The sequence below is a fragment of the Lactococcus sp. EKM203L genome, assembly GCF_011800585.1.
In the GTDB taxonomy this organism is placed as follows: domain Bacteria; phylum Bacillota; class Bacilli; order Lactobacillales; family Streptococcaceae; genus Lactococcus; species Lactococcus lactis.
Window position 1 is genome coordinate 331,493 of record NZ_JAALEQ010000003.1, and the last position, 20,054, is coordinate 351,546.

A 20,054-nucleotide genomic window follows, 5' to 3' on the forward strand; every position below is an offset into this window, starting at 1 on the left:
TTTAAAAAATAAAGGAACGATTATGAACTATAAATTTATCTCATGGAATATTGACTCACTCAATGCTGCATTGACTGGAACCTCAGAACGTGCTGCCCTTTCTCTTGCTGTTGTTAAAAATCTTGCCCAAGCACAACCAGACGTTTTAGCCATTCAAGAAACCAAACTTCCTTCTACTGGACCTAAAAAAGCTCATTTGGAAGTTTTGGAAGAACTGTTTAAAGGTTATAAAATCGTCTGGCGTTCATCAGTAGAACCTGCTCGTAAAGGATATTCTGGAACAATGATTCTTTATAAAGAAACTCTACCAGAACCAGCTATCACTTTTCCTGAAATTGATGCTCCTGAACCTATGGATGCCGAAGGTCGAATCATCACCCTTGAATTTCCTGACTTCTTTGTCACTACGGTTTATACACCAAATGCGCAAGAAGGTCTGACACGACTTGATTTACGTGGAATTTGGGATGATAACTATCGTGACTATCTCACAAGCCTTGATGCTCAAAAACCAGTCTTTGCTTGTGGAGATTTCAATACAGCCTATACAGAAATCGACTTAGCCAATCCCCGTGGTAATCACAACTCAGCTGGATTTACTGATCAAGAACGTGAAAAATTTGGTCAACTTTTAGAGGCTGGATTTACTGATACATTTCGTCAACTCCATGGTCAAGTTGAGAAATTTTATGAAGAAGGACGTAGTATTTATACTTGGTTTGCCCAACGTGCAAAAACTTCAAAACTAAATAATTCAGGTTGGAGAATTGACTACTGGCTGGTTTCCAATCGTCTTGCCCAAGCAGTTAAAGTTTCTGAACCCCTTGATTCTGGTGAACGTTTAGACCACGTACCCATTCTCTTAGAATTTGAACTCTAAAATAAAAGAACCTTAAAGGTTCTTTTTTATTGTCAATAAAACAAATAGAGACTATAATTGAGTAAAAATAGTTGAGGAGAACATGTTTATGGTTAATAAAAATTTAGTTTTAGCAGAGCATCAGACCTTAGAAACTGAACGCTTGATACTTAGAAAATTACAACTTGAGGATGCCCAAGAAATGTTTAACTATGCTTCTAATCCTGAAGTTGCTCGTTTTACTAGCTTTGAACCACATGATTCCATAGAAACAACTAAAGCCACAATTGCCAAGTTTTTTCTGCCTAACAGCCTCTATCATTGGGGGATTGTTGAAAAAACTTCAGGTCAGCTCATTGGTGAAATTTTTCTTAATCCTATCAATGAAAAAACAGTCGAACTGGGTTGGATTTTAAATCAAGACCATTGGGGAAAAGGGATTATGCCAGAAGCTGCTGAATGTCTTTTGGCGCTTTCTTTCGATAAATTAGAAGTTAAAGTTATTCAAGCTAAACATTTTACAGAAAATGCAAAGTCTGGACGGGTCATGGAGAAGTTAGGAATGAAACACTTAGGAAAGGTTTATTCTTACTTTCCTAAGTTTGAAAATCCTCTTCTTACAGACTATTGGGCAATTACTAGAGATGAGTATGACTTACTTCATTGACTTACGAACGAAAGGTTTTCTAATAAAAAGGTTTATTTTTTTAGATTTTTGTGGTAGTCTTAAAATATAAAAAAAGATGACGAAAGGCTACTAAATGTCCCGTTCTGACGAAATCATTCGCATTGTGAGTGATTATAAAAAAATTGAAGTCAATCAACTTTCACAACTCCTTAATGTTTCAAACGTAACGATTAGAAAAGACCTTGATAAACTTGAAGAGAAAGGAATTATTAATCGCCAGCACGGTTTTGCTTTGATTAATAATACAGATGATATCAATTTTCGTTTAGCTAAAAACTATGATTTAAAGCGAAAAATTGCTGTCAAAGCTGCTGAAAATATTCTTGATGGGGATACAGTAATGATTGAATCTGGTTCTACTTGCGCTTTGCTTGCCGAAGAGTTAGCCTTTAATCGAAAAAATGTCACTATCATCACTAACTCTGTTTTTATTGCCAATTATATTCGTAAATCCGACTCGGTAAAGGTAATTTTATTAGGAGGAGAATATCAAAATAATTCACAGGTCAACGTTGGACCTCTGATAAAAAAGGTGGTTGATGAATTTTACGTTGATAAATTATTTATCGGTATTGATGGTTTTGACCCCGTCCGCGGTTTTAGAAGTAATGATCTCGCTCGTAGTGAAGCCATTCATGTCATGGCTGCTGCGGCTAAGGAAGTGATTATTTTAACTGATGCTTCTAAATTCAACCAAAATGGAACTGTCACCTGTTTTTCATTCCCTGAAATTTCCCAAGTTTTTACTGACAAGTCAATCAATGCAGAAAGTCAAAAAATTCTCGATTTGAAAAAAATAAAGGTTACTACTATCTAATTAAAAATGGACAATGTCCATTTTTTTATTGACAGATTTTCTAAAATATGATATATTTTCTTCATAAGAAAGAATTATACTTTCGTTTGAAAGTTTTGCTTTTTTTGGAATCTCCTAAGATTTAAATATTATTACATAAAAAAATGAGTCTAACCAACTCATTTTTTTATATTTTTTCATAAGATGATTCTTTAAAACCAATCTGTTGAACTTGACCATTTTTCACTAGTAATGGACGTTTGATAAGCATTCCATTTGACGAAAGAAGTTCTGCCATTTCTTTTTCAGATAATGTTGCTAACTTATCTTTAAGATTTAAGTCACGATAAACTAAACCACTTGTATTGAAAAACTTTTTGATGGGAAAATCTGCTTCTTTAAACCATTTCTCAAAGTTTTTTTGACTCGGTGGGGTTTCCTTCAAATCAATCGCTTGATAATCTATTCCAAGTTCATCTAACTTTGCTTTAGCTTTTCTACAAGTTGAACACTTTGGATACCAATAAAAATCGTACATCTTATCCTCCTTATGCTTTAATTTTATTATAGCATATTAAAAAGGGATTTTTTGGTCCAATTTTCTATGAAAAATCTATTTTTTAATGATTAATTTTATAGCTTGTTCGAGTTTTTCTTCCTTGTCAGTCACTTCTTTATCCAGTAAAAGTTCTTTGAGATTCTCAGCTACGATTAGACCAATCAGGCTATCTAAGCTAGAGCGAACAGCAGTTAATTGAGTCACAACATCAATACATTCCTCTCCAGATTCCATCATCTTAAGTATTCCTGTGAGTTGTCCTGTCGCTCGTTTCAAGCGATTTTCCATTTTTTTGTCATATTTTTTCATCAGTCATCCTTTTCTTGTTTCGCTCCCTAATCAAGTAATTCCTTGGTAACTTTGCTGTATAATCCAAAGGCACCATCCAAATTTTTCACTTTGTAGCCCTCTTGTTTTAGAATACGTTCTGCATTGTAAGAGCGAAGTCCTGACTGGCAGCTAACAATATATTCAGTCTTTTTATCGAGTTCATTTAGCCGCTCACGTAAGTCATCAAGCGGAATATTTTGAGAATTTTTAAATTTCCCTTTTGCCAACTCATTTGGATTTCTCACATCAAGTAAGACTTTCCCTTTTGCTAATTCAGCCGCAAGTTCATGCCACTGAATATTTTCTGATTGCCCCAAGAGAAGGTTTATTGCGGCATAGCCAGCCATATTTACTGGGTCTTTGGCTGAACCAAAAGGAGGGGCATAGGTCAATTCCAATTCTGGTAAATCAAAAACGGTTAGTTTTGCTTTGATAGCCGTAGATAAAATATCAATTCTTTTATCTACTCCTTCTTTACCAATTGCTTGCGCACCAAATATTTGTCCACTTTCTGGTTCAAAAATTAATTTCAAAACAATTGAAGTCGCATCTGGATAATATCCCGCGTGATTATTTGCCGTGACATGAACAATTTTATGATTAATCTTTAAACCTCTAAGCTGAAACTCAGAAAGGCCTGTACTTGCCACTTGCAAATCAAAAACACGGACAATGGCCGTTCCAAGTGAACCGCGATTTTTAATTGGTAATCCACTAATGATATCAGCTACCTGACGCCCTTGACGATTAGCTGGAGAAGCCAATGAAATTAAAGCATCCTGCCCTAATTGATTTTTGACAACAATAACATCGCCTACTGCGTAAATATCCTTAACCGATGTTTCATAATGTTCGTCAACAAGAATTGCATTTCTTAGTCCTAATTTGATGCCCGCACTTTTAGCTAGACTCGTTTCTGGCTGAATTCCCACAGAAAGAATCGTTAAATCCGATTGCAGACTTTCACCATTATCTAACAAAATTTCGTCATTTTTAAATTCGACAGCTCCTCTATTTGTCATTACTGAAAGATTATTTTTAATTAATTCTTCATTGACAAAAGCTGCCATTTCGCGATCAATGGTTGGTAAAACATGTGGTGCTTTTTCGACGATTGTGACACTTAACCCTCGTTTAGCAAGATTTTCAGCCATTTCTAAGCCGATAAAACCAGCACCAATAATTGTTGCACTTTTAGGAGCTTTGGCTTTCAAATAGGTCATTATTTTATCCACATCAGGAATATTTCGTAAGCTAAAAACATTTGTCGCTTGGTTCAAACCTTTGATTTGTGGAATTAAGGGTTTAGCCCCTGGTGAAAGAATCAATTTATCATAGCTTTCAACATAGCTTTCGCCGTTTGAAACTACAGTCACTTTCTTTCCTTCACTATCAATCGCAATAACTTCAGAATTTTCGCGCACCTCTAGGTTAAAACGGTTTTTTAGAGCTTTAGCAGATTGAACAATTAACTTTTCTCGCTCTGCAATTTCTCCCCCCACATAGTAAGGTAAGCCACAATTGGCAAACGAAACGTAAGGGCCTTTTTCAAAAACGATGATTTCTGCATTTTCGTTAAGACGTCGCAAACGGGTTGCAGCTGACATTCCACCCGCAACTCCGCCAACAATTAATATTTTTTCTGTCATTTTTTAATTTTTCCTCTCCAAGCTCGTATTCCTCCATTTACGTTTGTCACATCATAATTAGCTTTGTTTAATATTTTGTAGGCTTTTTTTGACCGCATTCCCGACTGACAAATTAATAAATACTTTTTGTTTTTGGCTAGAACATGTTCTCTCAATTTACTTAAAGGGATATTTCGAGCGCCTTTTATATGTTCATTTTGAAATTCATGAGCTTCTCTTACATCAATTAATTGTGTTCCTTTTTTTAATTCAGTACTTACTTCTGCTGGACTGATACTTTTTATTTTCTTAAAAAATTCAAACATTGTTCTCTCTCTAAAGTCTGTCAGTAAATTCTAAGGGGCCATTCCAAGCAATGGTACCGCCTGAAATATTTATAGTATCAATTCCTTTTGTCGAAAGATACTGACAGGCCCTAGCTGAACGAGCACCTGACTGACAGATAAGATAAGTTCCGTCAGTAATTTTTGCATATCTTTCTTCTAGTTGACTCAATGGAATATTTTTGGCATTAGGAACATGACCACTGTTATACTCAAAATCTTCTCTTACATCTACAATTACTGGATTTTCACTTTCTGTCAGTAATTCTAATTCACTTATGTCAATTGTTTGCATTTTTCACCTCTTGATTATTTGATTTATAATAATTATATACCCCCAAGGGTATATAAGTCAAGTTTAATATTTCCAAATGAAAAAACCTAAGTTTTAAATCACTTAGGTTTTGCTTAATTTTGAGAAATTCAATTATTTCTCGTTTTTATGTTTGACAGAGTCAACCGTATCATTAAATTTTTCTGCAACATCTTCAGCTAGGTCAGAAGCTTTGTCTTTGATATTTTCCAAGCCTTCTTTAGCTTTTCCCATAAGTCCTTCTGTTTTACCTTTAGCTTCTAGTTTTTCATCACCAGTTACTTTACCTGTGGTTTCTTTAACTTTTCCACTTACTTTATCTTTTGTTGCATCAAGTTTGTCATTTAAAGCCATTTTAAATCCTCCTAGTAATTGCGATTTTTTCTTTTATTATCATGAAAGTTTCATAATAATTTGTTAGAAAAACTAAATCAGTTAAATTTGTCAATCATTGACTGACAACCAATAATTTACGATTTCCCCTCCTTTAATCTTCTTAATCTATTCTCATTCTAACATCCGTAGCTCAAAAAGTACAGAAAACTGCTCATAAGACAAAAAAAACTTGGAAAATTCCAAGTTTTAATAATCATAGAGTTCTGTTGAAAGATAGCGCTCACCATTGTCAGCACAAAGTGCGAGAACTTTTTGACCTTTGCCAAGTTTTTTTGCCAATTCATAAGCTGCCCAAATTGCTGCGCCAGAAGATATACCTACTAAAAATCCTTCGCTTTTGCCTATTTTTCGTGCGGTCTCTAAAGCCTCATCACTTGTTACATCAATTACACCATCATAAGCTTTCGTATCTAAATTTGGTGACATAAATGGAATACCAATTCCTTGAATGCGGTGTGGACCACTCTCACCTCCTGTTAAAATTGGTGATTCTGCCGGTTCGACAACAAAAGTTTTGATTTTAGAATTTTGACTTTTAAGATAGTGAGAAACGCCAGAAATTGTACCCCCAGTGCCTGCACAAGCAACAAATGCGTCCAGGCCATTTTCACCAAATGCTTCAATTATTTCTGGACCAGTCGTTAATTCATGGGCTTTTAAATTAGCTGGATTTTCAAATTGCATTGGCATAAACCAACCATTTTCTTCAACTAATTTTTGACCTAAATCAATGGCAGCTTTGATGCCATCAGCTGCTGGAGTCAAAATCAATTCTGCTCCATAAGCTTGAATAAGCTGACGACGCTCTTTTGAGTAACTATCAGGCATGATAATAACCACATTATAGCCTAAAGCTGCACCAGCCATGGCAAGTCCAATTCCTGTGTTCCCAGAGGTAGGTTCAACAATCGTTCCTCCCTTTTTTAAGCGACCATCTGCTTCGGCTTGCCGAAGCATTTGTAAAGCAATCCGGTCTTTAACTGAACCTCCAGGATTAAAATATTCAAGTTTTAAATAAATTTCTGCTCCATTTTCTGGACCATTTTTTAGTTTGATAATTGGACTATTTCCAACTAATTCAGTAATATTTTCAACAATTTTTACCATAATTAATTCCTAAATTACTGACAGCTTTGTGTCAGTTCAAGTCAACCAAATGAGCGCTTGAGGCGGGAGATAGATGAATTGTATGCACTTCTGTCAGTAAATTACTTTCAATTTCTACTGTCTAATTTTTCTGTCAGTTCAACAGGACCAATGTGAGCTGTTAAAGCGAGGGAGAAAGGAGTCGTAAGATTTGCTTACAAGTCTGTCAGTAAAATTATTTTTTTTCAAGTGCTTCTTTGATATCTGTCAGTAAATCTTCAATTGCTTCAACCCCTACTGATAGACGAATTAGGCCATCCTTAATCCCAATTTCTTCACGAAGTTCTTTTGGAATAGAAGCATGAGTCATCACTGCTGGCACTTCAATTAAAGATTCAACGCCACCTAGTGATTCAGCCAACGTAAAATAGCTCAAGTTTTCAACAAAATCTTTGACGGCATTTTCATCCGTTAATTCAAATGAAATCATCCCTCCAAAGGCAGACATTTGTTTTTTAGCAATTTCAGGCCCCGGATGGCTATTAAGACCTGGATAATAAACTTTTGAGACGGCTTTAGAAGTTTCTAAAAACTCAGCAATTTTTTGAGCATTTGCCGAATGAGCCTCCATCCGAAGCGCAAGTGTTTTAATACCTCTTTGCACTAACCAGCTGTCTTGTGGTCCAAGAACCGCCCCAATTGAATTTTGTAAAAAGCCAATTTCGCTGGCGAGTTCTTTTGAATTGGTTGTAACTAGTCCTGCCACTACATCTGAATGTCCACCTAAATATTTCGTTGCGGAATGCAAAACAATATCAGCTCCTAAAGCAATTGGTTGTTGTAAATACGGTGTCGCAAAGGTATTATCCACCAGTGTTAAGGCATCATGAGCTTTAGCAATTGCTGAAATTTCCTTAATGTCCAAAACTTTTAATAAAGGATTTGAAGGAGTTTCAAAATAAATAGCTTTCGTTTCTTCTTTAAAAGCCGCTTTCAAGTCATCAAGATTACTCAAATCAACTAAATCATAAATAATCCCTGTCTTTGTCAGCACTTTATCCATCAAACGGAAAGTTCCACCATAAACATCATCAGCTAAAATGATATGATCTCCTGCAGAAAATAGCGAAAGAACCGCATGAATTCCAGCAAGTCCTGAACTAAATGCAAATCCTTGAACACCACCTTCTAAATCTGCAATTAATTCTTCCAAAGCATGACGCGTTGGATTTCCAGAACGTGAATATTCGTATTCTTTAGGTTGTCCAAGTCCGTTTTGTTTATAAGTTGACGTTTGATAAATCGGAACAGATACTGCTCCTGTTGTCTTGTCTGTTGAAATACCACCATGAATTACTTTCGTTTTTATACTTGTCATTGGCCCTTTTCTTTCTATTTTCAATCTAATATAAAGATATCACGAAAGTGTGCCCAGTGCTATAAGATTTTTTTATAGCAGAATTAACTTTTTTTATGTATAAAAAAACGAAGGACATCCTTCGTTTTTTAATATTTTCTAAATCTTTCGTAGCGTTGTTCTGCCAATTCTATTTCTGTCAGTAATGACAATTCACCAAGTGATTCTGTCAGTTGTCTCTTGAGGTTATCAATCAGATTTTCCTCAGAAATAATAGCATCAACAAGACCCATTTCTAAAAGATGTGGCGCTGTAATTTTCATCAATTCAGCCGCTTCATCACGACGTGAACCATCTTTCCAGAGAATCGTCGCAAAACCTTCTGGAGAAAGTACTGAATAAACAGCATTTTCTAAAATATATACTTTATTGGCAAGTGCAAGAGCTAATGCTCCTCCTGAACCACCTTCACCTGTGATGAAAGCAATAATTGGAACTTTAAGGTCAGACATTTCCAAAAGGTTTCTAGCAATTGCTTCACCTTGTCCACGTTCTTCTGCTTCAATTCCTGGATAAGCACCAGCTGTATTGATAAACGTAATGACTGGACGACCAAACTTTTCAGCTTGCTTCATCAGTCTTAACGCTTTACGATAGCCATTCGGACTTGGTTGTCCAAAGTTAGTAGCTAAATTTTCAGCAAGGTTACGTCCTTTTTGAATTCCAATAACGGTCACAGCTTGATTATTGAAGCGAGCAATTCCACCGACGATCGCTTCGTCATCTGTTAACTGACGGTCGCCGTGTAATTCAAAGAAATCAGTGAAAACTTTGTCAATAATATCTCTTGCCGAAATTCTGTCAGCCGCTCGTGCTTCATTAATAATGTCAGCAATATTTTTTTGTGAAACTTCACCTGTCAGTGAATCAATTGTTTCAGACATTTTCCACCTCCGTATGAAGTTCTAAAAGAAGTGCCAATTTTTGACGTAATTCAGTCCGCTTAACAATTGCATCAACAAAACCGTGATTCAAAAGAAATTCAGCTTTTTGGAAATCATCAGGTAAAGTTTGACGGACGGTTTGTTCGATGACACGACGTCCAGCAAAACCAATTAAAGATTGGGGTTCAGCTAAAATAATATCTCCCAGACTGGCGAATGAAGCTGTCACTCCTCCAGTTGTTGGGTCAGTTAAAACTGTAATATAAAAAAGTCCTGCTTTTGAATGACGTTTCACAGCAGCCGAAGTTTTGGCCATTTGCATCAATGACATAATTCCTTCTTGCATTCTTGCACCACCTGATGCCGTAAAAACAATAATCGGCAATTTTTCGGTAGTTGCATATTCAAATAAGCGTGTCAATTTTTCACCAACAACAGTTCCCATTGAAGCCATGATAAAAGTCGAATCCATAATTGCCAAAGCCGTTTTTTGCCCTTTAATTGTGGCCGTCCCAGTCATAACTGCCTCATCAAGACCAGTCCGTGCTTTTGTTGCCGCCAATTTTTCAGGATAACCTGGAAAATCCAAGGGATTTTTGCTTTCGATTCCAGTGAACATTTCAACAAAAGAATCTTTGTCAGCAACAATTGCTAACCGTTCTTTGGCTGTAATTCGGAAATTGTAATCACAATTAGGACAAACTTTATTTTTTCCTAAATCTTTTTGATAAATCGTATGTTTACAAGCAGGACATTTGGCAAAAAGTTCATCAGGAACTTCTGGCTGCTCGGCTTGCTTTTCAATAATGGAACGATTTGGATTAATTTTAATGTATTTTTTCTTTTGGAAAAGAGCCATCTTTGCATCCTTTTCTCATTTTTTTATAAATTTTACTGACAGATGAATTGTAAGCCATCTGACAATTCCGTCACTAATCTATTGATTAATCTTCTTTTTGATATTCTGGTAAGAAAACATTTCCTAAGAAGCTTGTATCATAATCTCCTGCCACAACATGTGGGTCAGAAATTAATTCTAGTTGGAAATCAACATTTGTAATGACCCCTTCAACGTCAAATTCAAGAAGGGCGCGTTGCATTTTCATCAGTGCTTCAAAACGATTTTCACCATGAACAATGACTTTAGCAATCATACTATCATAATATGGCGGAATGCTGTAACCACTGTACATAGCGCTATCAACCCGCAAACCAACTCCACCACTTGGCAAGAAAAGATTAGTAATTTTTCCTGGACTTGGTGCAAAATTAAATTTAGGATTTTCCGCATTAATTCGACATTCAATCGCATGTCCACTAAAAGTCACATCTTCTTGCTTGACAGACAATTCATTGCCATTGGCTACACGAATCTGTTCTTTTACAATATCAACACCTGATACAAACTCTGTGACCGGATGTTCAACTTGAACACGTGTGTTCATTTCCATGAAATAAAACTTACCAGAAGATTCATCAAGTAAGAACTCAATGGTTCCCGCATTTTCATAAGAAACATGCTGAGCAGCTTTAACAGCCGCAGCTGTTATTTCATTTCGTAAAGTGTGTCCAATTGCAACTGACGGAGATTCTTCAAGAACTTTTTGATTATTTCTTTGCAATGAACAATCACGTTCACCAAGATGAATCACATTTCCTTGACTATCTCCTAAGATTTGAACCTCAATATGACGCGCTGGGAAAATCATTCGTTCGATGAACATGGCTCCATTACCAAAAGCTGCTTGTGCTTCCGCTTGTGCTGCCTCAAATGCTGGAACAAGTTCCTCAACATTATTAACCTTACGAATTCCTTTACCACCACCACCAGCTGATGCTTTAAGCATGATTGGATAGCCAATTTCTTCAGCAATTTTTACTGCTTCATCAGTGGTATGAACTTCGCCCTCAGAACCCGGTGTTACAGGAACACCAGCTTTAATCATTTCTGCACGAGCATTGATTTTATCACCCATCATATCCATAACTTTTGCTGACGGACCGATAAATTTAATATTCATTTCTTCACAAAGACGAGCAAATTTTGAATTCTCAGAAAGGAATCCAAAACCTGGGTGAATCGCTTGTGCGCCTGTTGCCACAGCAGCTGACAGAATATTATTCATATTAAGATAAGACTCAGTACTTCTAGCTGGGCCCACACAAATTGCTTCGTCAGCTAAATGAACATGTAAAGCATCGCGGTCTGCAGTTGAATAAATGGCAACTGTACCCACTCCTAATTCACGAGCTGCACGAATAATTCTTACAGCAATTTCGCCACGATTGGCAATCAAAATTTTATTAAACATAGATGTTCTCCATATGGGAAAATACCCCGAGCTTTTGCTCAATGGGTGTTTTGAAAGGAATGATAAAAAAGAAAGTTATTCCCAACAAAACAATTTTTTGATAAATAAAAATAAGTCCGAATTAACCATAAGTAAAAAAACTTATGGTTAAAATAAATTTTTGTTTCTTAATCATAAAAAATATGATTATTTTTAAATGAAGATGAGCTATTTACCTAAGGCAGGACACAACCTGACATCTTCGATATCAGGTCACCTTGACCGTCTTTAATCCATACTCGCTACATCGCTAAAGCGATTAGTCGTAATGGTTATAAGCCTATCTCCACTTCGTTTCGCTGTCCGTTTTCTCTACTTGCTAAAGCAAGTGATAAAAAGGCAAGTACTAAAGCACTAACGCCCTAAGGCAAAAGTCAAAGTTCCTTTAGCCGCCAATTTTCCATCAACAGTTGCTTCTGCTTCAACAACCGCAATTGGACCACGACGTTTGATAAATTTAGCATGTAAGACCAATTGATCTCCGGGAGTGACTTGTTTTTTGTACTTAACATTGTCCATTCCCGCATAAAAAACAAGTTTTCCTTTGTTTTCAGGTTTAGATAATTCTAAAACACCAGCCGCTTGTGCGAGAGCTTCCATAATCAAAACCCCTGGCATTACTGGATATTGTGGAAAATGTCCTTGGAAAAATTCTTCATTAATCGTCACATTTTTAATTGCTGTAATTTCATCCTCAGCAATATCAATCACACGATCGACTAATAGAAATGGATAACGATGAGGCAAAGCCTCCATAATTTCAGTTACATTAATGTTTACTTCAGTCATTTATTCTCACTTTTCTTTTAGAGATTCACTGACAGAACTTGTCAGTAAATTCTCTGGCACCTAAACCAGAGCTGTCAGTAACTTTTACATCAAAGATAAACTGACTGAGCTTTGTCAGTAATTTTTTTATTTGATTCTCATCAAATCTTGACCAAATTCAACGACATCTTCTCCAGAAACCATAATTTCCGTGATGACTCCATCTTTTGGTGCAGGAATTTCATTCATTACTTTCATTGCTTCAATAATAAGCAAAGTTTGACCTTTTTTAACTGAATCACCAACTTTGGCAAATTCAGCCTTATCTGGTGAAGGTTTAAGATAGGCTACACCCACTAATGGAGAAGTAACTGCTTCACCCTCAGCTTCAACAGCCGCTTCACTTGCTACGGGCGCTTCTGTACTTTCTGCAACTGGCGTTGCTTTTTGAGCTGTAAATGCAGGTGCAGTAGGTGCAGCACTTTGAGCTCCAACAAGGGCTTGACCTTCATTTTTAGAAAATGATAATTCACCATCAGCATTTTTCCAAGAAAATTCACGTAAAGTAGAACCATTGAATTGGTTCATCAAATCTTTTACTTCTGAAATGTTCATTTTTATTTACTCTCCAGTCCATTTCTTGAATGCCAATACAGCATTGTGTCCACCGAAACCAAAGTCTTGCGACAATGCAAGATTAATATCAGCAGGTTTACCTTCACCAAGAACAACATTAATTGTCATTCCTTCATCAAGTTCAGTTGTTCCAGCATTTACTGGTGCATATTGATTCAAAAGTGCTTGAACAGTTGCCACTGCTTCAATTGCACCTGTTGCACCAAGTGCATGACCGTGCAATGCTTTTGTAGATGAAACATAAGCTTTATCGCCAATTACATTGTGAATTGCTTTGCTTTCAGTTTCTTCATTGGCATGTGTTGAAGTTCCGTGTGCATTAACGTAATCAACATCAGCTGGACTTGCACCAGCTTCTTCCAAAGCCAATTTAATCGCATTTTCAGCACCCACTCCTGAAGGAGTTGTCATATGGAAAGCATCATTTGTATTTCCGTATCCAACAATCTCAGCCAAGATATTAGCGCCACGAGCTTGTGCATGTTCAAGGCTTTCCAAAATCAATACACCAGAACCTTCACCCATTACAAATCCAGAACGATTTTTATCAAATGGAATACATGCTTTTTCAGGGTCAGTTTCTTTAGTCAAAGCAGTCAAGTTAGCAAAACCTGCAATTCCAAGTTCACAAATAGCCGCTTCAGCACCACCAGCAATCATTGCATCAGCATAACCATGTTTAATTTCACGGAAAGCTGAACCAATTGAATTAGCACCAGCCGCACAAGCCGTTACTTCAGCACGCGAAACCCCACGAGCACCTGTACGTAAAGCAACGTTACCAGTTGCCATATTAGCAATAGCAAGTGGAACGTAGAGTGGTGCTACCCCTTTACGAGGGCCTTTAGCGACAATGGCTTGTGAATTTTTTTGTGATTGTTCAAGTCCACCAATCCCAGAAGCCATGATACAGCCCAAACGGTCAAAATTAGTATTTTCTTCTGTAATACCAGACATTTCCATGGCATCAAGTGCTGCATAAACCGCATAAAGTGAGAAAGTATCCATGCGTCGTGCATCTTTTTTCTGGAAATATTTATCAAATGGAAATTCTTTTACTTCTGCTGCAACAGAAATCCCTGTTGCTTCAGCATCAAAGTGAGTGATTGGACCAATTCCAGTTTTACCAGCTTTAAGATTGTTCCAAAATTCTTCTGGGCTATTTCCAATTGCACTAACTACACCATAACCAGTGATAACAACTCTATTTGTCATATTTTTATCCTCTTAATTTTAAAATTTATCAATGAATAATTTACATTGAAACTCCACCATCAATGGTAAGTACTTGTCCAGTCATATATTCTTGTTCAGCCAAGAATTGAGTTGCTGTTGCAATTTCTTCAGGCATTCCAAAACGTTTCATTGGAATTTGCCCCTTCATTGCATCTTTAACTTTATCAGAAAGAACTTCAGTCATATCTGATTCAATAAATCCTGGAGCCACAGCATTGACACGAACATTTCGTGCCGCAACTTCTCTAGCAATTGATTTTGTCAAACCAATAAGTCCTGCTTTTGAAGCGGCATAATTTGCTTGCCCAGCATTTCCCATAAGTCCAACAACTGATGAGATATTAATAATTGCTCCAGAACGAGCTCTGGTCATCGGTTTCAATACAGCCTGTGTCATATTGAAAGCCCCAGTCAAGTTGATTTTAAGAACAGACTCAAAATCTTCTTCTGACATTTTCAAAGATAATCCATCACGAGTAATCCCTGCATTGTTTACCAAAATATCTACCGAACCAAGAGTTTCAATCGCTTCTGCAACCATTCGTTTTGCATCTTCTGATTTTGAAATATCACCAGAAATACCAACTGCTTTAACACCATAGGCTGTAAATTCAGCTAATAATTCTTCTGAAATTGCTGAACGACCATTAATAATTAGATTAGAACCCGCTTTAGCAAATTGAAGCGCAATTGCTTTACCAATTCCACGTGTTGAACCAGTCACAAAGACATTTTTATTTTTAATTTCCATTATTTAAGATATGAGCCTGCCTAAGAAGTTTTAGCACTTTAGTACTAAGATTTCAAAAGGACAAACTCAATTCCTTTCTTCAATTTTACTGATTAATCAAAGCTTCAAATGAAGCTAAATTTTCAACATTAGCAATTTCTGCATTTTTATCAATTTTTTTAATGAAACCTGAAAGTACTCTCCCAGGACCAACTTCAATAAAGCGAGTCGCCCCTAGTTTTTGCATTGTTTCAACAGATTCATAAAAACGAACTGGTTCCATGACTTGACGCGTCAAAAGTCCTTTGACTTCATCATTTTCCATTACTTTAGCACTCGTATTTGAGATTAATGGTAATTCAAAAGGTCTAAGATCAATTTTATCAAGTTCCAAAGCCAATTTTTCAGATGCTGGTTTTAAAATTGCTGTATGGAAAGGTCCTGAAACTTTTAATTCAATAAGTTTACGAACTCCGGCTTCTTTTAGCAACTCAACAGCATAATCAACCGCCTCAACTTCACCACCAATAACAATTTGTGCGGGCGTGTTATAATTTGCTGGGCTCACAATACCGCCTTTAAATTCGGCCGCTTTCTGGCAAATTTCTTCAATCAAGGCTGGGTCTGTGTTCATTACAGCGACCATTTTACCAGAACCAGTCGGTGCAGCTTCTGTCATATATTGACCACGTTTAGCTACAAGCTTAACTGCTTCTTGAAAATCAATGATTCCTGATGCTACCAAGGCAGAATATTCACCAAGACTAAGACCAGCAACAAGGTCAGGTTTAATCCCATTCTCACTTAACAAACGTAAAATAGCAACAGAGGTTGTTAAAATTGCAGGTTGAGTGTACTTTGTTTCATTTAGTTTTTCTTCATCATTATCAATCAAAGCTCGCAAATCATATCCTAAAGCTTGACTTGCTTCATCAAAAGTTGCTTTAACTGTTTCATATTGGTCATATAAGTCACGTGCCATTCCAAGCTTTTGTGCCCCTTGACCTGAGAATAAAAATGCTGTTTTAGTCATAATATATAGTAATCAACCTTTTGAATCAATGATTCAAAATCAGTCAATTAGAATTCCTCGTATTTTCTTTTATAAAGTTAATTATTAGTATTGTAAAATGTTTTTTATCTTAAAAAAAATGACATTCTTCAATATGAAAATTATAGGACAAGCTCAGTATATCATTACTGAGCCCCCTATACTAGAATTCTATTTTGAAAATAGAACTAGTCCAACGAAAAGAAGGGGCGAAATTCGCAAAAGAATCAACTCCTTTGCTCGCTTCACCCCCATCCCGAATTATTTGTTGTTTTCTACGTATTTAACGAGGTCAGCAACTGTTTTCATATCTGCTTCTGTATCAACTTCAACGTCGAATTCGTCTTCGATGTCATTGATGATTTGGAAAAGGTCAAGTGAATCAGCGTCGAGCTCTTCAAATGAAGTTTCGAGTGTTACTTCTTCTTTTTCTTTACCGAGTTCGTCAACGATAATATCTTGTACTTTTTCAAATACTGCCATAATTTTTTCTCCTTTAATTGAGTGAAAATATTTATATTATATCCGCAAAGCGGTTTATAACCATTAGTTAGTGAAGATTTTTTAAAATCTTTTTGTGAGTCAAAGTTAGCTGATAATGTTTTCTTATATAGACAACTTAAGAAAAACTTGCTAAACTTTGAAGCTCTTATAAATTAATAATTGCTGTACCCCAAGTGAGGCCACCGCCAAATCCTGTCAAGACGACTTTTGTTTGACCGTCCAAACTAAATATACCATTTTTTACGGATTCTGACAACAATATAGGGATACTTGCTGCCGATGTGTTACCATATTCTTGCATATTTTGAAGGAACTTTTGGCGCGTCACACCAAGCTTTTTAGCCATTTTATCAAGGATTCTTGAATTCGCTTGATGAAGGAGATAATAATCTACTTCTTCAGCAGACAAATTAGCTTTTTCTAAAGTTGCCTGGATATTTTTAGGAACATCACGTACGGCAAAATCAAAAATTGCTCGCCCTTCCATACTCAAGTTTGAACTTTCGTATGAAACAGAGGCAAATGGAGTTTGGATGTCAGCATAACTAGAAAGTAAACTGTTCCCACGACTTCCATCTGTTTGCATTTTTTCAGCAAGAATCAGAGGTTGACTCGCGCCAGCTTCAATAAGCACACCAGCAGCTCCATCTCCGAAAAGAACAGCAGTTGATCGGTCTGACCAATCAATTACTTTTGAAAAGACTTCTGCGCCAATGACAAGCCCTCGTTGATATGCTCCTGAGGAAATTAATTTTTCCGCTGTTGATAGAGCAAAGACAAAGCCTGAACAAGCCGCAGTCAAATCGTAAGCAAAAGCATTAACTGCTCCTACTTGAGCTTGAACCCGTGCCGCGGTTGAAGGCATCAATGAGTCCGGAGTTACTGTAGCAACAATGATGAAGTCAATCGTTTCTGGGCTTAAGTTTGAATCGCTAATCAACTGCTTAGCAACTTTAGCTGCTAAGTCTGAGGTGTTCTCTCCAGTTGAAATATGGCGATTTTTAATTCCTGTCCGACTGTAAATCCATTCATCATTAGTATCCATTATTTTGGACAAGTCATCATTAGATACCACATTTTCAGGCACATAGTGTGCCACTTGCGTAATTTTCGCAAAAGTCATTATTTCATATTCTCCAAAGAATCGTGTAAGGTTGCAAGTTCACCAGCCAATTTATTTTCAGTAGTTCCATAAACGCTATCAAATAGATTATCTGTAATCGTATGGAAAAATTCACGGTGAGTTGCACAAAGCTCATCACCCTTCGATGTCAGTATAATGTGAGTCACTCGTCTGTCCGCTGTAGAACGCTTGCGTTCAATATATCCCTTATCTTCTAATCGATTGAGGGTAATTGTAATTGTTGACAAGGCCAATTTTTGATTTTTGGCAATATCTGTCGCACGACAAGTTCCTAGCGTATGAACCAGTGTCAAAATTTGTAATTCTTTTACTGTTACATCTGAATAAGCTGAGTCCTTTAAAAATTGCTCCTCTAATATCATAAAATCATGAAAGAGTTGAATCAGCCATTCATTCACCTTATCAAAATCTGTTTTCATCTGTCATCCTCTTCATTATTTAGATGTGAGTCCGACTTTAGACATTACGAAAAAAAAGAAATTGAAATCAATAAAACCCCCTTATGAAATTTTATTATTACATTTAGATAGGGGATAAACTGATGCAAAAAAACATCATCAACTTACCCCCTGATTTATTATTCTATTTTTTCTTTCTCGCAAGATGAACTCAATTTGTTTTTATATTGCAAATGGTTTTCTGTATCAAATTATATTATTTTTTAGAATGATTTGCAAGTAATAATTTTTAGAAAACGTCATCATTGCTCAATTTTTATAAAAAATATTAGTTTCTGTCAGTAAAATTTGCCTTCCCAAACTACTGACAGAAATAATTTCAACAAAAAAAGTTACTGACAGAAAATTTAAAGTTTTCATCAGTAACTTTTGAATACATTAGGCAGGATTGCTGGCAATAATTTCTAATTGACCAGACAAATTCCATTTTTCAATGTTGCTTGGTAAGATGAAATGAGCTCCTTTTTCAACTGGATATTCATTTCCATCAACTATTAATTTTCCTTGACCATCAAGTACAGAAACTAAAGTGTAATCTACAACTTTGGTAAATTCATGGTCACCATGAATTTGCCATTTATAAACATCAAAGAAATCTGATTTCACAAGAGTTGTAATTTCTGCATCAGCAAATTTTTCAGTTTTAACTTGATTTTCAGGAACTTTGTCGCCCGGAATATTCAATACATCAATTGATTGTTGAATATGTAATTCACGTAGATTTCCTTGGTCATCTTTACGGTCGAAATCATAAACACGGTAAGTTGTATCAGAAGATTGTTGTGTTTCAAGAATAACAATTCCAGCACCGATTGCGTGCATTGTTCCTGACGGAACATGGAAGAAATCTCCTGTTTTCACTTTTACCTTACGTAACAAATGATCCCAATCACCAGATTTAATCATTTCTGCTAATTCTTCACGTGATTTAGCATTATGTCCATAGATAATTTCAGCACCTGGTTCAGCTGAAATAATGTACCAACATTCAGTTTTTCCAAGTTCACCTTCATGTTTTTGTCCATATTCATCATCTGGATGAACTTGCACAGAAAGCCAGTCATTGGCATCTAAAATTTTAGTTAGTAAGGGAAAAACTTCTTTTTTACTATCACCAAACAATTCGCGGTGACTTGCGTATAATTGGTCAAGTTTTTGACCTTTAAATTCGCCATTAGCAATTGTTGACACACCATGTGGATGAGCAGAAATAGCCCAATATTCACCAACTTTGTCTGATGGCAAATCATAGCCAAACTCTTTCAAATGGTCGCCGCCCCAGATTTTTTCTTGCAAAACTGAGTTCAAAAACAATGGTTCTTTCATAATTTCCTCCAAATGAGCAGATTTTATTCGCTTTCATTTCACAATGTCTATTATATCACAAAATTTATCTAGAACAGTTCTGTCAGTATTTTTATGACAAAAAAAGTTACTGACAGAACTGTCAGAATGTATTCAACCTAAAGAATACACTCAATTTTTTCGTCAGTAACTTTTTTAATTAATATTCTGATTTATTGTTAAGCCCACGAAGAAGCTCATCAATTTTTGAACCATATTCAACAGATTCATCTTTTGCAAAAGTTAAATCTGGAATTTTGAAAATGGTCATGCGTTTTGCCAATTCACTTTTGAAAAGTCCGGTTGCTTTTTTCAAAGCAGTTGCGGCTTTTTCATTATCAGAGGCAAGATTTGACAAGAGGCTATAATAAACAGTCGCTTGACTCAAATCACCAGTCAATTGAACATCAGTGATATTTACATCTTGAACACGTGGATCACGTACTTTATTTCGTAAAATATCATTGATTTCGCGTTGAATTTCTACAGCGACACGGTCGCTACGAAAAGAATTTCCCATTTTCTCCTCCTA

Annotated in this window: 24 protein-coding genes; 3 read left to right on the plus strand and 21 right to left on the minus strand. The window is 36.2% G+C overall.

Annotated elements, in window-relative coordinates; all coding sequences use genetic code 11:
* Positions 1-22: 22 nt before the first annotated feature.
* The 3 genes from HFD15_RS07375 (at position 23) to HFD15_RS07385 (ending at position 2,364) form a co-directional block, all read left to right on the plus strand.
* Entirely contained in the window at positions 23-880 is an 858-nt protein-coding gene (locus tag HFD15_RS07375; RefSeq protein WP_167593354.1) for an exodeoxyribonuclease III, read from the plus strand.
* 82 nt (positions 881-962) lie between these two features.
* Entirely contained in the window at positions 963-1,526 is a 564-nt protein-coding gene (locus HFD15_RS07380) for a GNAT family N-acetyltransferase (RefSeq protein WP_050428183.1), read from the plus strand.
* Between the two features lie 94 nt (positions 1,527-1,620).
* A complete protein-coding gene (locus HFD15_RS07385; protein ID WP_017864323.1) occupies positions 1,621-2,364 on the plus strand; it encodes a DeoR/GlpR family DNA-binding transcription regulator in 744 nt (247 codons plus the stop codon).
* A gap of 166 nt (positions 2,365-2,530) precedes the next feature.
* Here the strand turns inward: HFD15_RS07385 and HFD15_RS07390 are convergent, their stop codons facing one another.
* From HFD15_RS07390 to rbfA, 21 genes are all read right to left on the minus strand, one after another.
* On the minus strand, positions 2,531-2,881 hold the full coding sequence (locus HFD15_RS07390; protein WP_003132532.1) for an arsenate reductase family protein: 351 nt from the start codon (positions 2,879-2,881) through the stop codon (positions 2,531-2,533).
* Between the two features lie 75 nt (positions 2,882-2,956).
* Positions 2,957-3,211, minus strand: coding sequence for a metal-sensitive transcriptional regulator (locus HFD15_RS07395; protein WP_011835555.1), 255 nt, complete (start codon positions 3,209-3,211; stop codon positions 2,957-2,959).
* A gap of 26 nt (positions 3,212-3,237) precedes the next feature.
* Positions 3,238-4,881: an FAD-dependent oxidoreductase gene (locus tag HFD15_RS07400; protein WP_058208768.1), complete on the minus strand. Its 1,644-nt coding sequence runs from the start codon at positions 4,879-4,881 to the stop codon at positions 3,238-3,240.
* Positions 4,878-5,186: a rhodanese-like domain-containing protein gene (locus HFD15_RS07405; RefSeq protein WP_058208767.1), complete on the minus strand. Its 309-nt coding sequence runs from the start codon at positions 5,184-5,186 to the stop codon at positions 4,878-4,880. The genes HFD15_RS07400 and HFD15_RS07405 overlap by 4 nt, the downstream gene beginning before the upstream one ends.
* 10 nt (positions 5,187-5,196) lie before the next feature.
* Complete coding sequence (locus HFD15_RS07410) at positions 5,197-5,499, minus strand: rhodanese-like domain-containing protein (RefSeq protein WP_058208766.1); 303 nt, start codon at positions 5,497-5,499, stop codon at positions 5,197-5,199.
* 132 nt (positions 5,500-5,631) lie between these two features.
* On the minus strand, positions 5,632-5,871 hold the full coding sequence (locus HFD15_RS07415) for a CsbD family protein (RefSeq protein ID WP_003132523.1): 240 nt from the start codon (positions 5,869-5,871) through the stop codon (positions 5,632-5,634).
* 228 nt (positions 5,872-6,099) lie between these two features.
* Positions 6,100-7,020: a cysteine synthase A gene (gene cysK, locus HFD15_RS07420; RefSeq protein WP_060416539.1), complete on the minus strand. Its 921-nt coding sequence runs from the start codon at positions 7,018-7,020 to the stop codon at positions 6,100-6,102.
* Between the two features lie 214 nt (positions 7,021-7,234).
* On the minus strand, positions 7,235-8,377 hold the full coding sequence (locus HFD15_RS07425) for a cystathionine gamma-synthase (RefSeq protein WP_167593355.1): 1,143 nt from the start codon (positions 8,375-8,377) through the stop codon (positions 7,235-7,237).
* A gap of 128 nt (positions 8,378-8,505) precedes the next feature.
* Positions 8,506-9,300 carry an acetyl-CoA carboxylase carboxyl transferase subunit alpha gene (gene accA / locus HFD15_RS07430; protein WP_052062153.1) on the minus strand — a complete coding sequence of 265 codons (795 nt, stop codon included), beginning with the start codon at positions 9,298-9,300 and terminating at the stop codon, positions 8,506-8,508.
* Complete coding sequence (gene accD / locus HFD15_RS07435; RefSeq protein WP_167593356.1) at positions 9,293-10,159, minus strand: acetyl-CoA carboxylase, carboxyltransferase subunit beta; 867 nt, start codon at positions 10,157-10,159, stop codon at positions 9,293-9,295. The genes accA and accD overlap by 8 nt, the downstream gene beginning before the upstream one ends.
* Before the next feature lie 85 nt (positions 10,160-10,244).
* Positions 10,245-11,612: an acetyl-CoA carboxylase biotin carboxylase subunit gene (gene accC / locus HFD15_RS07440; protein ID WP_003132515.1), complete on the minus strand. Its 1,368-nt coding sequence runs from the start codon at positions 11,610-11,612 to the stop codon at positions 10,245-10,247.
* 393 nt (positions 11,613-12,005) lie between these two features.
* On the minus strand, positions 12,006-12,440 hold the full coding sequence (gene fabZ, locus HFD15_RS07445) for a 3-hydroxyacyl-ACP dehydratase FabZ (RefSeq protein WP_003132511.1): 435 nt from the start codon (positions 12,438-12,440) through the stop codon (positions 12,006-12,008).
* A gap of 126 nt (positions 12,441-12,566) precedes the next feature.
* Complete coding sequence (gene accB, locus HFD15_RS07450; protein ID WP_058203335.1) at positions 12,567-13,034, minus strand: acetyl-CoA carboxylase biotin carboxyl carrier protein; 468 nt, start codon at positions 13,032-13,034, stop codon at positions 12,567-12,569.
* A 6-nt stretch (positions 13,035-13,040) separates the two neighbouring features.
* Positions 13,041-14,270, minus strand: coding sequence for a beta-ketoacyl-ACP synthase II (gene fabF, locus HFD15_RS07455; RefSeq protein ID WP_011835565.1), 1,230 nt, complete (start codon positions 14,268-14,270; stop codon positions 13,041-13,043).
* 40 nt (positions 14,271-14,310) lie between these two features.
* Positions 14,311-15,042, minus strand: a complete 732-nt coding sequence (gene fabG, locus HFD15_RS07460) for a 3-oxoacyl-[acyl-carrier-protein] reductase (protein ID WP_015426088.1) — start codon at positions 15,040-15,042, stop codon at positions 14,311-14,313.
* An 85-nt stretch (positions 15,043-15,127) separates the two neighbouring features.
* Positions 15,128-16,054 carry an ACP S-malonyltransferase gene (fabD, locus tag HFD15_RS07465; RefSeq protein ID WP_058208764.1) on the minus strand — a complete coding sequence of 309 codons (927 nt, stop codon included), beginning with the start codon at positions 16,052-16,054 and terminating at the stop codon, positions 15,128-15,130.
* 279 nt (positions 16,055-16,333) lie between these two features.
* Positions 16,334-16,555 (minus strand): acyl carrier protein, encoded by a 222-nt coding sequence (locus HFD15_RS07470; RefSeq protein WP_003132501.1) that lies wholly within the window; start codon positions 16,553-16,555, stop codon positions 16,334-16,336.
* A gap of 166 nt (positions 16,556-16,721) precedes the next feature.
* Complete coding sequence (locus HFD15_RS07475) at positions 16,722-17,699, minus strand: beta-ketoacyl-ACP synthase III (RefSeq protein WP_021722947.1); 978 nt, start codon at positions 17,697-17,699, stop codon at positions 16,722-16,724.
* Positions 17,699-18,139 (minus strand): MarR family winged helix-turn-helix transcriptional regulator, encoded by a 441-nt coding sequence (locus tag HFD15_RS07480; protein ID WP_003132498.1) that lies wholly within the window; start codon positions 18,137-18,139, stop codon positions 17,699-17,701. Before HFD15_RS07480 ends, HFD15_RS07475 begins: the two co-directional genes overlap by 1 nt.
* A gap of 417 nt (positions 18,140-18,556) precedes the next feature.
* Positions 18,557-19,504, minus strand: coding sequence for a mannose-6-phosphate isomerase, class I (manA, locus tag HFD15_RS07485; RefSeq protein WP_023188865.1), 948 nt, complete (start codon positions 19,502-19,504; stop codon positions 18,557-18,559).
* Between the two features lie 178 nt (positions 19,505-19,682).
* Positions 19,683-20,042 carry a 30S ribosome-binding factor RbfA gene (gene rbfA / locus HFD15_RS07490; RefSeq protein WP_003132494.1) on the minus strand — a complete coding sequence of 120 codons (360 nt, stop codon included), beginning with the start codon at positions 20,040-20,042 and terminating at the stop codon, positions 19,683-19,685.
* Positions 20,043-20,054 lie beyond the last annotated feature (12 nt).

Bases quoted from the DNA above. Each gene is read 5' to 3' on its own strand.
- HFD15_RS07470 (WP_003132501.1), bottom strand. From the start codon at position 16,555: ATGGCAGTATTTGAAAAAGTACAAGATATTATCGTTGACGAACTCGGT.
- HFD15_RS07385 (WP_017864323.1), top strand. From the start codon at position 1,621: ATGTCCCGTTCTGACGAAATCATTCGCATTGTGAGTGATTATAAAAAA.
- accD (WP_167593356.1), bottom strand. From the start codon at position 10,159: ATGGCTCTTTTCCAAAAGAAAAAATACATTAAAATTAATCCAAATCGT.
- rbfA (WP_003132494.1), bottom strand. From the start codon at position 20,042: ATGGGAAATTCTTTTCGTAGCGACCGTGTCGCTGTAGAAATTCAACGC.
- accC (WP_003132515.1), bottom strand. From the start codon at position 11,612: ATGTTTAATAAAATTTTGATTGCCAATCGTGGCGAAATTGCTGTAAGA.
- HFD15_RS07400 (WP_058208768.1), bottom strand. From the start codon at position 4,881: ATGACAGAAAAAATATTAATTGTTGGCGGAGTTGCGGGTGGAATGTCA.
- HFD15_RS07415 (WP_003132523.1), bottom strand. From the start codon at position 5,871: ATGGCTTTAAATGACAAACTTGATGCAACAAAAGATAAAGTAAGTGGA.
- HFD15_RS07380 (WP_050428183.1), top strand. From the start codon at position 963: ATGTTTATGGTTAATAAAAATTTAGTTTTAGCAGAGCATCAGACCTTA.
- fabD (WP_058208764.1), bottom strand. From the start codon at position 16,054: ATGACTAAAACAGCATTTTTATTCTCAGGTCAAGGGGCACAAAAGCTT.
- HFD15_RS07410 (WP_058208766.1), bottom strand. From the start codon at position 5,499: ATGCAAACAATTGACATAAGTGAATTAGAATTACTGACAGAAAGTGAA.
- HFD15_RS07390 (WP_003132532.1), bottom strand. From the start codon at position 2,881: ATGTACGATTTTTATTGGTATCCAAAGTGTTCAACTTGTAGAAAAGCT.
- fabZ (WP_003132511.1), bottom strand. From the start codon at position 12,440: ATGACTGAAGTAAACATTAATGTAACTGAAATTATGGAGGCTTTGCCT.
- HFD15_RS07480 (WP_003132498.1), bottom strand. From the start codon at position 18,139: ATGAAAACAGATTTTGATAAGGTGAATGAATGGCTGATTCAACTCTTT.
- fabG (WP_015426088.1), bottom strand. From the start codon at position 15,042: ATGGAAATTAAAAATAAAAATGTCTTTGTGACTGGTTCAACACGTGGA.
- fabF (WP_011835565.1), bottom strand. From the start codon at position 14,270: ATGACAAATAGAGTTGTTATCACTGGTTATGGTGTAGTTAGTGCAATT.
- HFD15_RS07375 (WP_167593354.1), top strand. From the start codon at position 23: ATGAACTATAAATTTATCTCATGGAATATTGACTCACTCAATGCTGCA.
- accA (WP_052062153.1), bottom strand. From the start codon at position 9,300: ATGTCTGAAACAATTGATTCACTGACAGGTGAAGTTTCACAAAAAAAT.
- HFD15_RS07475 (WP_021722947.1), bottom strand. From the start codon at position 17,699: ATGACTTTTGCGAAAATTACGCAAGTGGCACACTATGTGCCTGAAAAT.
- accB (WP_058203335.1), bottom strand. From the start codon at position 13,034: ATGAACATTTCAGAAGTAAAAGATTTGATGAACCAATTCAATGGTTCT.
- HFD15_RS07395 (WP_011835555.1), bottom strand. From the start codon at position 3,211: ATGAAAAAATATGACAAAAAAATGGAAAATCGCTTGAAACGAGCGACA.
- manA (WP_023188865.1), bottom strand. From the start codon at position 19,504: ATGAAAGAACCATTGTTTTTGAACTCAGTTTTGCAAGAAAAAATCTGG.
- cysK (WP_060416539.1), bottom strand. From the start codon at position 7,020: ATGGTAAAAATTGTTGAAAATATTACTGAATTAGTTGGAAATAGTCCA.
- HFD15_RS07405 (WP_058208767.1), bottom strand. From the start codon at position 5,186: ATGTTTGAATTTTTTAAGAAAATAAAAAGTATCAGTCCAGCAGAAGTA.
- HFD15_RS07425 (WP_167593355.1), bottom strand. From the start codon at position 8,377: ATGACAAGTATAAAAACGAAAGTAATTCATGGTGGTATTTCAACAGAC.